Annotated in this window: 11 protein-coding genes; 2 read left to right on the forward strand and 9 right to left on the reverse strand. The window is 65.0% G+C overall.

Features of this window, described 5'->3' with window-relative positions; all coding sequences use genetic code 11:
• Positions 1 to 2: 2 nt before the first annotated feature.
• Entirely contained in the window at positions 3 to 1,160 is a 1,158-nt protein-coding gene (locus CFE42_RS21285) for an acyl-CoA dehydrogenase family protein (protein ID WP_004634870.1), read from the reverse strand.
• A 113-nt stretch (positions 1,161 to 1,273) separates the two neighbouring features.
• Here CFE42_RS21285 and CFE42_RS21290 point away from each other — a divergent pair, with 113 nt between their 5' ends.
• Positions 1,274 to 2,194, forward strand: coding sequence for a LysR family transcriptional regulator (locus CFE42_RS21290; protein ID WP_004634872.1), 921 nt, complete (start codon positions 1,274 to 1,276; stop codon positions 2,192 to 2,194).
• Here CFE42_RS21290 and CFE42_RS21295 read toward each other — a convergent pair whose 3' ends face one another.
• Positions 2,195 to 3,112, reverse strand: coding sequence for a LysR family transcriptional regulator (locus tag CFE42_RS21295; RefSeq protein ID WP_004634874.1), 918 nt, complete (start codon positions 3,110 to 3,112; stop codon positions 2,195 to 2,197).
• A gap of 124 nt (positions 3,113 to 3,236) precedes the next feature.
• Here CFE42_RS21295 and metE point away from each other — a divergent pair, with 124 nt between their 5' ends.
• On the forward strand, positions 3,237 to 5,567 hold the full coding sequence (gene metE / locus CFE42_RS21300; RefSeq protein ID WP_004634876.1) for a 5-methyltetrahydropteroyltriglutamate--homocysteine S-methyltransferase: 2,331 nt from the start codon (positions 3,237 to 3,239) through the stop codon (positions 5,565 to 5,567).
• A 73-nt stretch (positions 5,568 to 5,640) separates the two neighbouring features.
• Here the strand turns inward: metE and CFE42_RS21305 are convergent, their stop codons facing one another.
• The 7 genes from CFE42_RS21305 to CFE42_RS21335 form a co-directional block, all read right to left on the reverse strand.
• Entirely contained in the window at positions 5,641 to 6,303 is a 663-nt protein-coding gene (locus CFE42_RS21305) for a DUF799 domain-containing protein (RefSeq protein ID WP_004634877.1), read from the reverse strand.
• Positions 6,303 to 6,668 carry a DUF4810 domain-containing protein gene (locus CFE42_RS21310; protein WP_004634880.1) on the reverse strand — a complete coding sequence of 122 codons (366 nt, stop codon included), beginning with the start codon at positions 6,666 to 6,668 and terminating at the stop codon, positions 6,303 to 6,305. The genes CFE42_RS21305 and CFE42_RS21310 overlap by 1 nt, the downstream gene beginning before the upstream one ends.
• Before the next feature lie 49 nt (positions 6,669 to 6,717).
• Positions 6,718 to 7,401, reverse strand: coding sequence for a CsgG/HfaB family protein (locus CFE42_RS21315; protein ID WP_004634882.1), 684 nt, complete (start codon positions 7,399 to 7,401; stop codon positions 6,718 to 6,720).
• Between the two features lie 385 nt (positions 7,402 to 7,786).
• Positions 7,787 to 8,557, reverse strand: a complete 771-nt coding sequence (locus CFE42_RS21320; RefSeq protein WP_004634884.1) for a crotonase/enoyl-CoA hydratase family protein — start codon at positions 8,555 to 8,557, stop codon at positions 7,787 to 7,789.
• A gap of 48 nt (positions 8,558 to 8,605) precedes the next feature.
• Positions 8,606 to 11,701 (reverse strand): efflux RND transporter permease subunit, encoded by a 3,096-nt coding sequence (locus CFE42_RS21325; protein WP_004634887.1) that lies wholly within the window; start codon positions 11,699 to 11,701, stop codon positions 8,606 to 8,608.
• A complete protein-coding gene (locus CFE42_RS21330) occupies positions 11,698 to 12,849 on the reverse strand; it encodes an efflux RND transporter periplasmic adaptor subunit (protein ID WP_004634889.1) in 1,152 nt (383 codons plus the stop codon). The genes CFE42_RS21325 and CFE42_RS21330 overlap by 4 nt, the downstream gene beginning before the upstream one ends.
• The gene (locus CFE42_RS21335) at positions 12,846 to 14,402 is read right to left on the reverse strand and encodes an efflux transporter outer membrane subunit (RefSeq protein ID WP_004634891.1); all 1,557 of its coding nucleotides are present in this window, start codon (positions 14,400 to 14,402) and stop codon (positions 12,846 to 12,848) included. Before CFE42_RS21335 ends, CFE42_RS21330 begins: the two co-directional genes overlap by 4 nt.
• Between the last annotated feature and the right edge of the window lie 98 nt (positions 14,403 to 14,500).

Here is a 14,500-nt window from a genome sequence, read left to right on the forward strand (position 1 = left end):
GCCTAATCGCGCAGCAGGTTCTTGGCGATGATGAGCTGCTGGATCTGCGTGGTGCCTTCGTACAAACGCAACAGGCGCACATCGCGATAGAAGCGCTCGGCCTTGTATTCGGCGATGTAACCTGCGCCACCGTGAATCTGCACCGCGCGATCCGCCACGCGACCGACCATCTCGGTGCAGAACATCTTGGTGCACGAGGCCAGCATGCTGACTTCGTGATCCTGTTTGCCGACGGGCTTTGCGTCGTAGCGGCGCGCACAATCCCGCACCATCGACATGCCGGCGTACAGCTCTGCCTGGCTATCGGCGAGCATGGCCTGAATCAACTGAAAGTCTGCGATGGGCTGACCGAACTGTTTGCGCTCCTTGGCGTAGGCCACCGCGTCGGTGATGAGCCGATGCGCCATGCCGCAGGCCAGCGCCGAGATATGCAGACGGCCCCGATCCAGCACCTTCATCGCCGTCTTGAAACCCTGCCCCGCCACGCCGCCGATGATGTTGGCGGCGGGCACCCGCACGTTGTCGAGCATCACATCGCACGTCTTAGTGCCCCGCTGGCCCATCTTCTTGTCAGGCTTGCCCAACGTGATGCCCGGCGTGTCGGCCGGCACGATGAAGGCGGAGATGCCGCCTGCGCCTTCGCTGCCCGTGCGCGCCATCAGCGTGAATGCCCCGGCGCGCGGCGCGTTGGTGATGTAGCGCTTGGTGCCGTTGATGACGTAGTGATCGCCGTCCGGCGTGGCGCGCGTCTGCAGCGACGCGGCATCCGACCCCGCGTTCGGTTCCGTCAGCGCAAACGAGATGATCAGTTCGCCGCTGGCAATGCGCGGCAAGTAGTCAGCTTTCTGCGCATCGGTACCGTCCATCAGGATGCCCTGTGAGCCAATGCCGACGTTGGTGCCGAACACCGAGCGAAACGCAAGCGCCGTGTGCCCCAGGTCGTACGCCACCTCGCATTCCTGCACCATCGCCAGGCCAATGCCGCCGTACTCTTCCGGAATCGACAGGCCGAACAGGCCCATCTCTTTCATGTCGGCAACGATGTCGGCGGGCACGTCGTCCTCTTCCTCGAGGATGTTTTCCGCCGGCATGAGCCGTTCCTGGATGAAGCGCTGCACCGATTGCTGCAGCAAGCCGAAGGATTCGTCGTCGAGCGCCATGTCACCTGCTCCTATGGGATATGCCGGGGGATGTTACCGGGTTAGCACACTTTGACAATCTGGGCCGGCATCAACAGAATGTCGAATTTCATTCATCAATCTGGCCGGCCGACATGGATCTCAATGCGCTCAAGCTGTTCGTGGAAATCGTCGATGCGGGCAACCTGTCAGCGGCGGCGCGCCGGCTGCAAACCACACGTTCCAACGTGAGCCACCGGTTGAAGGCGTTCGAGCGCGCACTGGGTGTGCAACTGCTACGCCGGACCACGCGCCGCGTGGAGCCTACGGAGGTCGGCGCCGGCATCTATGAACACGGCCGCAGCATCCTGCGCGAAATGGCGGCCGCCGACGCGCTGGTCTCGTCGCTCGGCAAATCGCTGCAAGGCAGCGTGCGGCTGTCGGTGCCAACGGGGCTGGGGCATCTGCTTGTGTCGCCGCTGCTGGTGGCGTTCAAGCGGGCGTATCCGGACATCCGCCTGGATGTGCGGTTCGACAACCGCGTGTCCGACCTGATTGGCGAGGATGTGGACGTGGCACTGCGCATTGTCTCGAACCCGCCGGAATCGCTGGTCGCCACGCTGCTCGATGAAGTCGACTGGGTGCTGTGCGCGGCGCCGGACTACCTGGCCGTGCATGGCGTGCCGAAAACGCTCGACGCGCTCGCAGAGCACACCATTGTCAGCGCGCCGGCCGTCGGACAACCGTTGCGGCTATCGGCGCAACTGGGCGATGAACGGACACTCGTGACGCTGGACCCGGGCGTCTCGTCCGACAACTACCTGTTCCTGCAAGCCGCCGTGCGTTCGGGCAATGGTCTCGGAATCCTGCCCTATTACGCTGCGGCCCATGATCTGCGCGACGGTCACGTCAAACGTGTGCTGCCCGGATATCGGTTCAGCGTGTTTGGCAGCCGCCTTTACATGCTGGCGATGCCCAGCCGATACCGGACGCTCGCGACGCGGCACTTGCTGGACTTCCTGAAAGACGGTCTGCAAGGCAAGTTGCCGCGCCTGCCCCGCAAGGGGCACGCCTGATTACGCTTCCAGCGGCATCAAGCCCGGCAACTGCGCAAAGCAGATCGACTTGGCCGTCTCAATAAAATCCTGCGCAAACGGCGCCTGCGCATAGTCGCGCGTCATGGCGGCGTAGAGATCGCTCCACAGGCCTTCCTTGCCGACACGCTTGGCCACCACGTATTCGTAATCGACGTAATTCTTGATGCCCCAGCTCGGCAGCGCGGCCAGCCCGCGGCGGCTGGCAACGAGTTGCAGCACGGCAATGGTCAGCTCTGCCGTGCGGCGGTTGAATGCGATTCCGGCCGGTGTCAGCACCTGGCGGATCAGATCGATGCGCTCTTCGGGTACGGGGTAGGTGATGAGCGTCTGGTCCGTAAAGTCCTTCGCTTCCAGCCACTTCTTGTTGCGCAGCGCGTGGTCGACCGGCAGCACGGCGAGGATCTCGAAGCGGAACAGCGGCGCGAACACCACGCCCCGCCGCACCTTGGCGTCGGAGCCGATGATGACGTCGGCGCGGCCGTCCTTAAGCAGCGCGAGCGGATCCGTGTGGAAACCCGACACGAGGTCCATTTCGACTTCGGGCCAGCGCTGGCGGAAGGCGTCCATCACGGGCATCAGCCAGTCAAAGCAGGTATGGCATTCCAACGCGATGCGCAGCGTGCCCGCCGCGCGGCCCTTGATGCGTTCAAGGTCGCGCTCGGCGGTCTGGATGTCGGCGACGACCTTTTGCGCGAGTTCCAGCATGCGCTCCCCGGCTTCGGTCAATTCCACCGTCTGCCCCTTGCGGCGCACGACGGCCAGCCCGTAATGCGACTCCAGTGCGCGCAGTTGATGCGACAGCGCCGATTGCGTCAGGTGCAGCCGCTCGGCGGCGCGCGACACGGAGCCGCCGTCGGCCAGGGCAATCAGCGTGCGTAGATGGCGGATTTCAAGCATGGTCCTGCGATATCCAATATATGAATCTCATTCAACATTATCGAAAATAATATCATTTGATTCATGACAACAGGTCGCCGATCATCACTGGACTGAAAAACGAATCGCTTCTCCTGCGAAGACTATGACGACCATCCACACCCTCGGCTACCCGCGCATCGGCGCGCAACGCAAGCTGAAGTTCGCGCTCGAATCATTCTGGAAGGGCGCCTCGTCCGAAGACGACCTGCGTGCCACCGGCCGCGCCCTGCGCGAGCGCCACTGGACTGCCCAGCGCGAGGCCGGCCTCGACTTCGTGACCGTGGGCGATTTCGCCTGGTACGACCAGGTGTTGCAGACTGCCGCCCTGCTCGACGCCATTCCCACGCGCTACGGCTTTGACGCCGCGCAGCTGACGCTGGCGCAATCGTTCGTGCTCGCGCGCGGCAATGCCGATCATGCGGCCATGGAAATGACGAAGTGGTTCGACACCAACTACCACTATCTCGTGCCCGAACTCACGCCGGACCTCCTCGATCGCCCATGGGGCCCCGGCACCGAATGGCTGTTCGACGAAGTGCGCGAGGCACAGGCCGCAGGGCACCGCGTGAAAGTGGCGCTCATCGGGCCGGTGACGTTCCTGCATCTGGCCAAGGCGCGCAACGGCTTGACCGACAAGCTCGCGCTGCTGCCGCAAGTGCTCCAGGCCTACGCGGCTGTGCTGCAACGCCTGGCCGCGCTGAATGTGGAATGGGTGCAGATCGACGAACCGGCGCTGGTGCTGGATCTGCCGCAAGCCTGGGTGGACGCATTCGGCCCCGCTTACCAGGCGCTGGCCGCTGCCAACGGCCCGAAGCTGCTGCTGGCGACGTACTTCGAAGCCGCGTCCCACCACGCTGCCCTGATCAAATCCCTGCCGGTCGATGGCGTGCACCTGGATCTCGTGCGTGCGCCGGAACAGCTTGGCGCCTTCGCGCCGTGGCCCGCAGACAAGGTGCTCTCCGCTGGCGTGGTCGACGGCCGCAACATCTGGCGCTCCGATCTCGCGCGCGTGCTGGAACGCGTGGCGCCGCTGGCCGACGCCTTTGGCGATCGCCTGTGGGTGGCGCCGAGCTGCTCGCTGCTGCATGTGCCGGTCGACCTGTCCGCCGAAACCAAGCTCGACGACGAACTCAAGGGTTGGCTGGCCTTCGCGCGCCAGAAGCTGGACGAACTGGCGATCCTCAAGCTCGCGCTGGTCGAAGGCCCCGCTGCCGTGCAGCAGGCGCTCGATGACAACCGCGCCGCCATCGCCTCGCGTGCCGAATCGCGCCGCGTGCACAACGCGAGCGTCAAGAAGCGCGTGGCCGCGATCCGCGCAGAAGACGCAGAACGCGCAGCACCTTACGCCGACCGCGCAGAAGCCCAGCAAGCCCGCCTGAACCTGCCGCTGCTGCCGACCACCACCATCGGCTCGTTCCCGCAAACAGCGGAAATTCGTCAGGCGCGCGCACTGCACAAGCGCGGCGAACTGCCCGCATTGGATTACCTGCAACGCATGCGCGCGGAGATTACGGACGTCGTGCGCCGTCAGGAAGCCCTCGGCCTCGACATGCTCGTGCACGGAGAAGCCGAGCGCAACGACATGGTCGAATACTTCGGCGAGTTGCTGTGGGGCTACGCCTTCACCGCCAACGGCTGGGTGCAGAGCTACGGCTCGCGCTGCGTCAAGCCGCCCGTCATCTACGGCGATGTGTACCGCCCGGAAGCGATGACGGTCGAGTGGTCCAAGTACGCACAAAGCCTGACCGCCAAGCCGATGAAGGGCATGCTGACCGGCCCCGTGACGATGTTGCAGTGGTCGTTCGTGCGCGACGACCAGCCGCGCGAGCAGACCGCGCTGCAGATCGCCCTGGCCCTGCGTGACGAAGTGTGCGATCTGGAAGCCGCCGGCGTTTCCGCCATCCAGATCGACGAGCCGGCTTTCCGCGAAGGCCTGCCGTTGCGCGCATCCGATGTGCCGGGCTACCTGGAGTGGGCGGCGCGTGCGTTCCGCGTGTCGGCCTCCGGCGTGCGTAACGACACGCAGATCCACACGCACATGTGCTATTCGGAGTTCAACGACATCCTGCCGGCCATCGCGTCGATGGATGCCGACGTGATCACCATCGAGACGTCGCGTTCGAACATGGAATTGCTCGACGCGTTTGGCGAATTTGCGTACCCCAACGAGATCGGCCCGGGCGTGTACGACATCCATTCGCCGCGCGTGCCGCGTGTCGAAGAGATGGAAGCGCTGCTCGACAAGGCCGCGCAGGTTGTGCCGGTGCAACGCCTGTGGGTGAATCCCGACTGCGGCCTGAAAACGCGCGGCTGGCCGGAAGTGGAAGCGGCACTGCAAGGAATGGTGGAAGCCACGCTCCGCTTGCGTGCCAAGCATGCCAAGGCGCTGCATGCGGGTAGCAAGGCGACGCAGGACGAAGGTGCGACGGCTTAAAAGTCGATAGCACCAAAGAAAAACGCCAACCGGCTTGCGCTGGTTGGCGTTTTTTCTTGCGGCAGACGGCAGCTTAGTCCGTGCCGTACTTCGGCGAGCGCGGACCATACAGCAACCCGCCCGGTTGCCCGGCAGACAGCAGACGCGCGCTGGTCGTACCGGCCACCTTGTAGCCCTGGTCGGTCACGTTGGCGATGATCTGGTTGACGGCCGCCGACACCAGCATGCCGATCAGGCCGCCGCCCGAGTTGTTTCCGCCTTCGTTGTTGGACGCGCTGGCGCGGCCCGTCCAGAGCGTCTGCCCGCTCTTCAGGTCGACCAGCTTGGCATCGGCCGACACAACGGTGGAGCTGCTCACCACCATGTACTTGCTGCCGTACTGCGTGACCGTGATGTACAGCGCCGCATCTGCACCGAAGATGTCATGCAGTTTGGCCACCGGCACGCCGTGGATGTCGCCTGCGGTGTTCAGGCCGTTCTGGCGGAAGGTTTCGTCCACCAGCGCGACAGGCAGTACGTAATAACCCGCCTCTGCCAGCGGCACCGTCACTTGCGAGAGCATGCCGTAGGTGGCGCCCACGTCGGGCGACTCATTCAGCGGCGGCAGCACCACGATCGAACGCGGCTTGCTGGCCTTGAAGGCTGCATAGTCGACGTTCTTGGTCGGCACAGCACAACCCGCCATCAGGGTCACCACGCCGGCCGCGGCAAACAGTTTCAGAAAGCGCTTGGCCATCAGTTGGTCCCCTTCTTCACGTTCTTCATCAGGAAATCGATGTACGTTGCCGATTCCGGAAACAGTGCCTTCTCGGTATTGAATTCCTGGACCATCTGGTCGTCCTTGCCGAGGCCCGAATACAGCATGCCCAGCTGGGCGTGATAGCCCGGCGGCACGGCGCCATTCGTCGCCTTGATCTTCTCCAGGCCGCGCTCCAGTTCAGCCACCTGGGCTTCCTTCGCTTCACCCTTGAAGTACTGATACACCTGCGGTTGGTAGCCCTCCCATTGGTACAGCGGCTTCGGACCAGCGCAACCGGCCAGCATTGCACTCCCGACGGCCACACCGGCCGCCACGCGCCACATCGCAAACACCTTGCTCATGACTGTTGTAACCCCTTATTTCGTGTTCTTGTTTTGACTGCGTCTGCGCTTATTGCGCGCCCGGCTTCCAGGCACCGCTTTCGATGCCGTTGACCAGGTTGTTCACCGCTTCGCGCATGGCCAGGTCCAGCACCTTGCCGTTGAGCGTCGAGTCGTAGCTGGCTGTTCCGCCAAAGCCGATCACTTCACGGTTCGACAGCTTGTACTCACCCGCGCCGCCCACCGAATACACGACTTCCGACGTCGAGATGTTCACCACGTTCAGCGCGACCTTGGCGTAGGCCACCTGCTCCTTGCCGCGGCCGAGGATGCCGAACAGTTGCTGATCGCCGGTTTCCTTGCGGCCGAACTCGGTCACGTCGCCGGTGATGACGTAGTCAGCGCCCTTGAGTTTCTGTGCGGTGTTCTTGATGGCGGCTTCCTGCTTGATCTCGGCCATGTTGTCGCGGTCGAGCACCGAGAAACGGTTCGTCTGCTGCAGATGCGTGATCAGGATGGTCTTGGCCTGGCCGCCCAAGCGGTCCACGCCATCCGAGAACACGCCGCGCATGTACGCCGAGCGGTTATCGAATTTGCCCACCGCAATCGGGGCCCGCACGCCGGCGTATGGGCGGCTTGCGCTTTCCACCTTGGCAACCGGCAGCGCCTGCGACGATTCGGTCGCGCAGCCGCCGAGCATGCCGAGTGCCACCGCGGCGGCGCCGGCAATCATCAATTTCGAGGTTTGCTTCATTCGACTTCTCCCTTAAAAATACTTAAATCTGATTTTCTAAAATGTTATTTCGAGCACTCACGCAAAGCGCCCGGGCACTATCGGCACGGGATGACCCGCGCTTGATTGAAAACAGAGGAAATTTTGGATCGGCCCGCAACGCTCCGCGCGAGAGGCAAAACCGTCGCGGATGCACGCGCCGACAGCGTTGGCAACGCTGTATGTCGCGACGAAACTCCCACACCACCCTTACATTATCTGGACGTCATTGCGTCCATTATTTTCAGGAAAGCGAGAATTGTAACGGCTGATGCCATTGATGAAAGCAGCAATCGGTCAACTCAAAGCCCCCTCGGATTTCGGGTTGACTTTTTAGAGGCAAAAACCCGCTCGGCGCGCAATTCGGTTATTCGCCATGCCGCCCGGCGCCGCCCACGAATCGCGCGGCGCCTTCCACCCCTTCGGCAAACACGATCGGCGTACCTCGAGCGCCCTCCTGCTGCAGCGCTGCCGCCAATGGCAAATCCCACTGTGCATACGCCGATGCCCGATCGGCCAGCATGCATTGCTGCGGAAAAGCGGCGATGTCTCGGGCAAGCTTCTGTGCCGCGGCCAGCGCTTCGCCGGTGCCGACCACGCGATTGGCAAGCCCCATGTCGAGCGCCTCGTCAGCTGGCACGGCACGGCCGGTCAGGATCATGTCCAGTGCGCGACCCATGCCGATGATGCGCGGCAAGCGCACCGTACCGCCGTCGATAAGCGGCACGCCCCAGCGGCGGCAGAACACGCCGAACACGGCGTCGCGCTCCATCACGCGCAGATCTGCCAGCAACGCAAGTTCCAACCCGCCCGCCACAGCATAGCCGCTCACCGCAGCAATGAGCGGCTTGGAGAGCGCCATGCGGGATGGGCCCATCGGGCCAGACATACCGCCATCGGGATCGAGATGATTGCGTCGGCCAGGATCGCCCACGGCCGTCAGATCGGCGCCGGCACAGAAGTGGCCACCGGTGCCGCCCAGCACGGCAACGCGTAGCGCGCTATCGGCTTCGAAACGCTCGAACGCGTTGAGCAGCGCCACGGCGGTCGGCCCGTCCACCGCATTGCGGCACTCGGGCCGATTGAGCAGGATGGTGCAGACCGGGCCATCGGTCTGAAACAGCACAGCATCGGGCATGGGCGGTCTCCACAGCGCGGTACGTTGACAGTCCGCCCGATGCTACACCTAGCGCGGGCCGTGCTGCGACGCAGCTTCCGCCCGGTGCCCGTGATGGCGCGCACCGCGGAACTTGCGCAGCGCCCATTCCTTGACGTCGTCCACTTTTTCGAACACCACGGGCACCACCAGCAGGCTCAGCAGCGTGGAAGTCAGCAGACCGCCGATCACCGCCACCGCCATCGGCGCGCGGAAACCTGCATCGCCCTCCAGGCCGAGCGCCATCGGCACCATGCCAGCAGTCATGGCGACCGTGGTCATGACGATGGGGCGGGCACGCTTGTGGCAGGCGTCGATGATCGCCTCCGTGCGCGACATGCCGAGATCGCGCCGCGCAACGATGGCGTATTCGACCAGCAGGATCGAGTTCTTGGTGACGATGCCCATCAGCATCAGCAAGCCAATCAACGCCGGCAGCGACAAGCTGAAGCCGAACAGCGCTAAGAGCCCGAACGCGCCACCCACCGACAGCGGCAGCGCCGCCAGAATCGTCACCGGCTGCGTGAAGTCGTGGAACAGCAGCACGAGCACTGCGTACACGCACAGCACGCCAGCAAACATGGCGAGGAAGAAGCTACTGAACAGCTCCTGCATGCCCTCCACATCGCCCGAGGCAATGCGGCGAACACCTTGCGGCAGGTTCTTGATGGACGGCAGCGCCTCCACGGCCATGTTGGTATCGCCCAGCGCGCGCCCCTCCAGCCCGACGCTGATGGTGACGTTGCGGCTGCGGTCATACCGGTCGATCTGCGCGGGGCCGCTGCCGATGGAAATATCGGCGATGTTTTCCAGCGGCACCGCCCCGTTGCGGCCCGGCACGCGCAACTGCCGGATCGTGTCGATCTGGTTACGTGCCTTTGGATCGAGTTCAACGCGGATGTACACCTGCCGCTCGGGCAGGTTCAGCTTGGGTAGGTTGACGTCGTAGTCGCCGGCGGTGGCCACGCGCACGGCCTGGCCGATGGCGGCAGCGGTTACGCCTTGCTGCGCCGCGCGCGCAAAGTCCGGGCGGATGACGATTTCGGGCCGCAGCAGACTCGCTGACGACGTGACCGCACCTAGCCCCGGCACGGTACGCAGGTCCCGCATCACATCGCGCGCGGCCTGCTGAAGCGTGGCGGGGTCGTCGCCGGCAAGCACCACCTGGAGTTGCTCGCCGGAGCCCACCGCGCCAAACGAGATCCGCACGCCCGGCACGCCTTCCAGCATTTCGCGCAACTGCCGTTGAACGCCCTGCTGCTTGATGTGACGGTCATGCCGGTCGGTGAGCGAGATCGTGAGCGTGCCGGTGCGCACCTCTCCCCCGCTGGAGCCCGGCACACCGGCCATCACGCCCGAGCCGATGGCCGTATAGACGTGACGGACTTCCTTGTGCTGCATCACGATCTTGCGCACGCGCTCGGTGTTGTCACGCGTTTGCGCGATCGTGCTGCCGGGCGGGCTTTCCACCGTCATCTGCAACTGCGCCCAGTCTTCGGGTGGCAGGAACGTTGCAGGAATCAGCCCGATGATGCCAACCGACACGACGAAGAACGCTGCGGCCATGCCGCCTGTCTTCCACGGATGCTCGAGACACCAGCGTGCCGCCTGCAGATAGCGCGTCATGACCCAGCCGTCACGGTTGGGCTCGTCCTGCGGCTTCAGCATATATGCCGCCATCATTGGCGTGAGCAGCCGCGCCACCAGCAGCGAGGCCAGCACCGCCAGCGAGGCTGTCCATCCGAACTGTTTGAAGAACTTGCCCGAGATACCGCCCATGAACGCCGTCGGCAGAAACACCGCCACCAGCGTGAGCGATGTCGCCACCACGGCCAGACCAATTTCCTGCGCCGCTTCCATCGCCGCCTCCAGCGGCTTCTTGCCGTTGCGCAGGTGGCGCACGATGTTCTCGACCTCCACGATCGCGTCGTCGACCAGAATCCCGACCACCAGCGTGAGCGCCAGCAGTGTGATCCCGTTGAGCGTGAAGTCGAGCAACTGCATGGCCGCGAACGTCGGGATGATCGACAGCGGCAATGCCACGGCGGACACGAACGTGGCACGCCAATCGCGCAGGAACAGCCACACCACGATCACGGCCAGGATGGCGCCTTCGTACAGTGCATGCATCGAAGCGGTGTACGCATCCGACACCGGCTTGACCATGTTGTAGACCTCGGTCACATGCACGTTGGGCCGTTCGGCCTGCAGTGCGGCCAGCGCTTCGCGTACGCCCTTGGCCACCGAGATTTCGCTTGCGCCGCGCGAGCGGAACACCTGGAAGCTCACGACAGCCTTGCCGTCGAACAGCGCCATCTGGCGTGGCTCAGCCGCGGTATCGCGCACGTCGGCCACATCCGACAGGCGAATGCGCCGGCCATCGGACAACGGGATGTCCATCTGCGCCAGTTCGCGCGCGCTCTTCACCGTGCCGAGCGTGCGCACGGCCTGCTCCTGCCCGCCGATATTGCCGCGCCCACCCGGCGCTTCCTGCTGCATGCCGCGCACTTGCGCGCTGATGTCCGCCGCCGACACGTTCAACGCCTGCAGGCGCACGGGGTCAAGCTGCACGCGCACTTCGCGGTCCACACCGCCCTGGCGCGTCACCTTGGCCACGCCATGCACCGACAGCAGCCGCTTGTTGACCGTGTTATCGACGAACCAGGAGAGATCCTCCGCATCCATGTCGGACGCTTCCACGGCGTACGTCAGCACGGGCATGCTCGCGAACGTCACACGCGAGATGACGGGTTCCTGCACGTCGGACGGCAGCTGCGCGCGGATGCGGCTGACGGCATCGCGCACGTCGTTCACGGCTTCCTGCACATCCTTCTCGAGCTGGAACTCGACCATCGTCGTCGAGCTGCCGTCGTTGATGGTGGACGTGATGTGCTTGATCGCGCCGATGCTCGCTATGCTGTCTTCGATCTTGCGCGTGACTTCGGTTTCCATCTGCGTGGGCGTGGCGCCCGGCAGGCTGGCCGTCACGGAGACCGCCGGAAAGTCGATGTCCGGAAAGTTCTGGATCGACAGCATCTTGAACGACACCAGCCCCGCCACCGTGATCAGGATGAACAGCAGGATCGACGGAATCGGCTTGCGGATCGCCCAGGAGGAGAAGTTCATGGCTTGGCTCCGGCTGCGGGCGCCGACGCAGCGGGCATGGAGGCTGCACCGAGGGCCGCCACACGCACCACATCGCCATCGGTCAGGAAGGCGGCGCCTGCAGCCACAATGCCGTCCTTCGCGCCAATGCCCTGCACGATTTCGACTTGCCCATCCTGGCGGCGGCCAACCGTCACCTTGGTCTGCCGCACGCGGCCCTGCTCGCCAATCACCATCACGTAGTCGTAACCATCGCGCGAGAACACGGCGGTCTCCGGCAACGTCGCGGCCGGCGCATCGCCCAGCAGCACATCGCCCGAGAGATACATGCCTGCCTTCACGCCGGACGTTGCAGCTTCCGGCGGCAGATCAACGTAGACGAGACCATTGCGCGTGTTGGCGTCGACCGTGGGAGCGACCTGGCGCACACGGCCGTTCACCACGCCGCCATCCATGCGGCGCAGGCGTGCGGCCTGACCGAGCTGAATGCGGGGCAGGACGTCGCCGTGCATTTCGGCGCGCCATTCCAGGCGGTTCTTCCGGATGAGTTTGAAGAGTTCGGTGCCTGAGGACACCACGGCGCCCACGGTGGCCGTGCGGGCGCTGATGACGCCGTCGTCGGGTGTGACCACACGCGTGTAGCGCAAGCGCAATTGCTGGCTCTCGAACTGCGCGCGTGCTGCGGCCAGCTTGGCAGCCGCTGTCTTGGCCTGCGTGTCGTACTGGATCAGATCCTGTTGGCTGATCGCACCGCTCTTGTCGAGTTCGTGCGCGCGGTGCGCCTCGCCGGCGGCTTGCGCGGCCGATGCCTCGGCTTCGGCCTGGCTGGCGCGTTGCGCAGCCACATCGGCGCGCACGGTTTCATCCGACAGACGGGCAAGCAATTGGCCTTGCTTGACCGCATCGCCCACGTTGACGAGCACTTCCGCCAGCTTCAGCCCGCTCACCTCGGCGCCGATGCTGGCTTCCTGCCACGGCTGCACGGCACCGCTGGCCGTGGCGATGCGCGGCCACACATGCTGCGCCAGGTGCGCGACGTTGACGGCCAGCGCCGGCTTGGCTGGCAGCTGCTCCTTTTTCTTGTTCTCGGGCGCAGATTTGCCGCACGCCGCCAGCGCGCCGGCAAGCAACACCGCCAGCACGACCATCCAAACGCGTTGTCCTGTCATGAAGCGTTTCCGGTATGCGCCCCGCCCTGTGCGGTCGGCGCAGTGATCTTGGTATCGGGATGAGGGTTGGGGGCATCGTCGCGCCAGCCGCCGCCCACGGCCTTGTAGAGCGCCACCCAGGCCTGCGCGCGTTCGAGCTTGACTGCCGCCAGGGACTGCGAAGCCTGCAACGCTGTGCGCCGCACATCCTCGAGCTGCAGCAGGCTGCCGGCACCGAGGCGGTAGCGCGCATTCGACGCTTCCAGCACCTTCGCATATTGCGCATCGGCCATCGTGGCAGCATCGACGCGACGATCGGCAGCATCCAGCCGCACCAGCGCGTCTTCCACTTCCTGCACGGCCTGGCGCACTTTGCCGCGATAGCTGGCCAGCGCTTGGTCGTAACGCGCACGCGCTGTTTCCACGCGCGCCGCGCCCGTGCCGCCGTCAAAGATCGGCAACGACACCGACGGCCCGAACGACCAGGATTTGCTCGTCAACGATTGGCCGCCAAGGCGGTACGAATTGATGCCGATGGAGCCCGCCAGCGTGATCGATGGCAAGCGGCTTGCCACCGCCACACCGATATCCGCGCTGGCACCCGCCACCGCGCGCTCGGCCGACGACACATCCGGCCGTTGCGACAGCACCTGCGCCGGCACATCGGGCACGCCGGCATCGGGTGGCACCGGAATCTGCGCGCTGTCCTTGGACAGCAGCCCGTTCAGCGCATCATGGTCGATGCCGGTGAGCGTGACGAGCTTGTCGATGCCCTGCGCACATTGCGCACGCTGGCCTTCCAGCGCATTGACGGCATCGCCCACCGTGGCTTGCGCTTGCGCAAAATCAGCCGGCGCGACAAAGCCCGCGTGGAATTTGCGCTCGGTCAGTTGCAGCGTTTCTTGCCGGGACGACAGCGTTGCCGCGCCGATATTCACCAGCGCCTCGCACTCGCGTTGCTGCAAGTAGGTATTGGCGACCTCAGCCGCGAGCGATACGCGCGCGTCGTGCCAATCGGCTTCGCTGGCCGTCAGCCGCGCATCGGCGCCTTCCAGGCTGCGGCGTTTGCCGCCGAAGAGGTCGATCTCCCACGAGGCGTCGACCTGCGCCGCCAAAGTGGTAATCGTTCCCAGCCCCAGCGTCGGATTCAGCGCGCCAGCAGAAAGCCCGCCCACGCCGCCAAACTGGCTACCACCAAACCCGCCCTGCCGCGTCGCGGAGCCGGAACCTTTCAGTTGCGGAAACAGTGCAGCCTGGCTGGTGGAAACGCTCGCACGCGCCTCACGCACGCGGCCGACGGCCTGCGCGATCGTCTGGCTGGTCGCATCCGCGTGCTCCACCAGTTGGGTCAGCGCTGGGTCGTGGAACTGCTCCCACCAGCGCGCCAGCGCCATGCGGCTGCCGTGATGCGGCAGCGTGGCGTGCCAGCCTTGCGGGGCTTCGGTGCCGCTCAGTGGCGGCGTGTGGTAATCGGGCCCGACCGCGCAGCCGGCCAGCAGCAGGGCCAGCACCAGCGGCGTAAATCGGGCGCGACCGCCGGGCGCGCGGCTGCCGGCATGTCGACCTGTCTTCATGGGAGGTGTCCTTCGGGAACGCAGCTGGGATTATGCCCAGTCAAGCGTCGGCAAGACACTCGCCCCGCCACGGAGCTCAGCCAACCCCCGACAACCGG

It is taken from the genome of Ralstonia sp. PBBBR1 (assembly GCF_002256165.1).
GTDB classification, from domain to species: domain Bacteria; phylum Pseudomonadota; class Gammaproteobacteria; order Burkholderiales; family Burkholderiaceae; genus Ralstonia; species Ralstonia thomasii.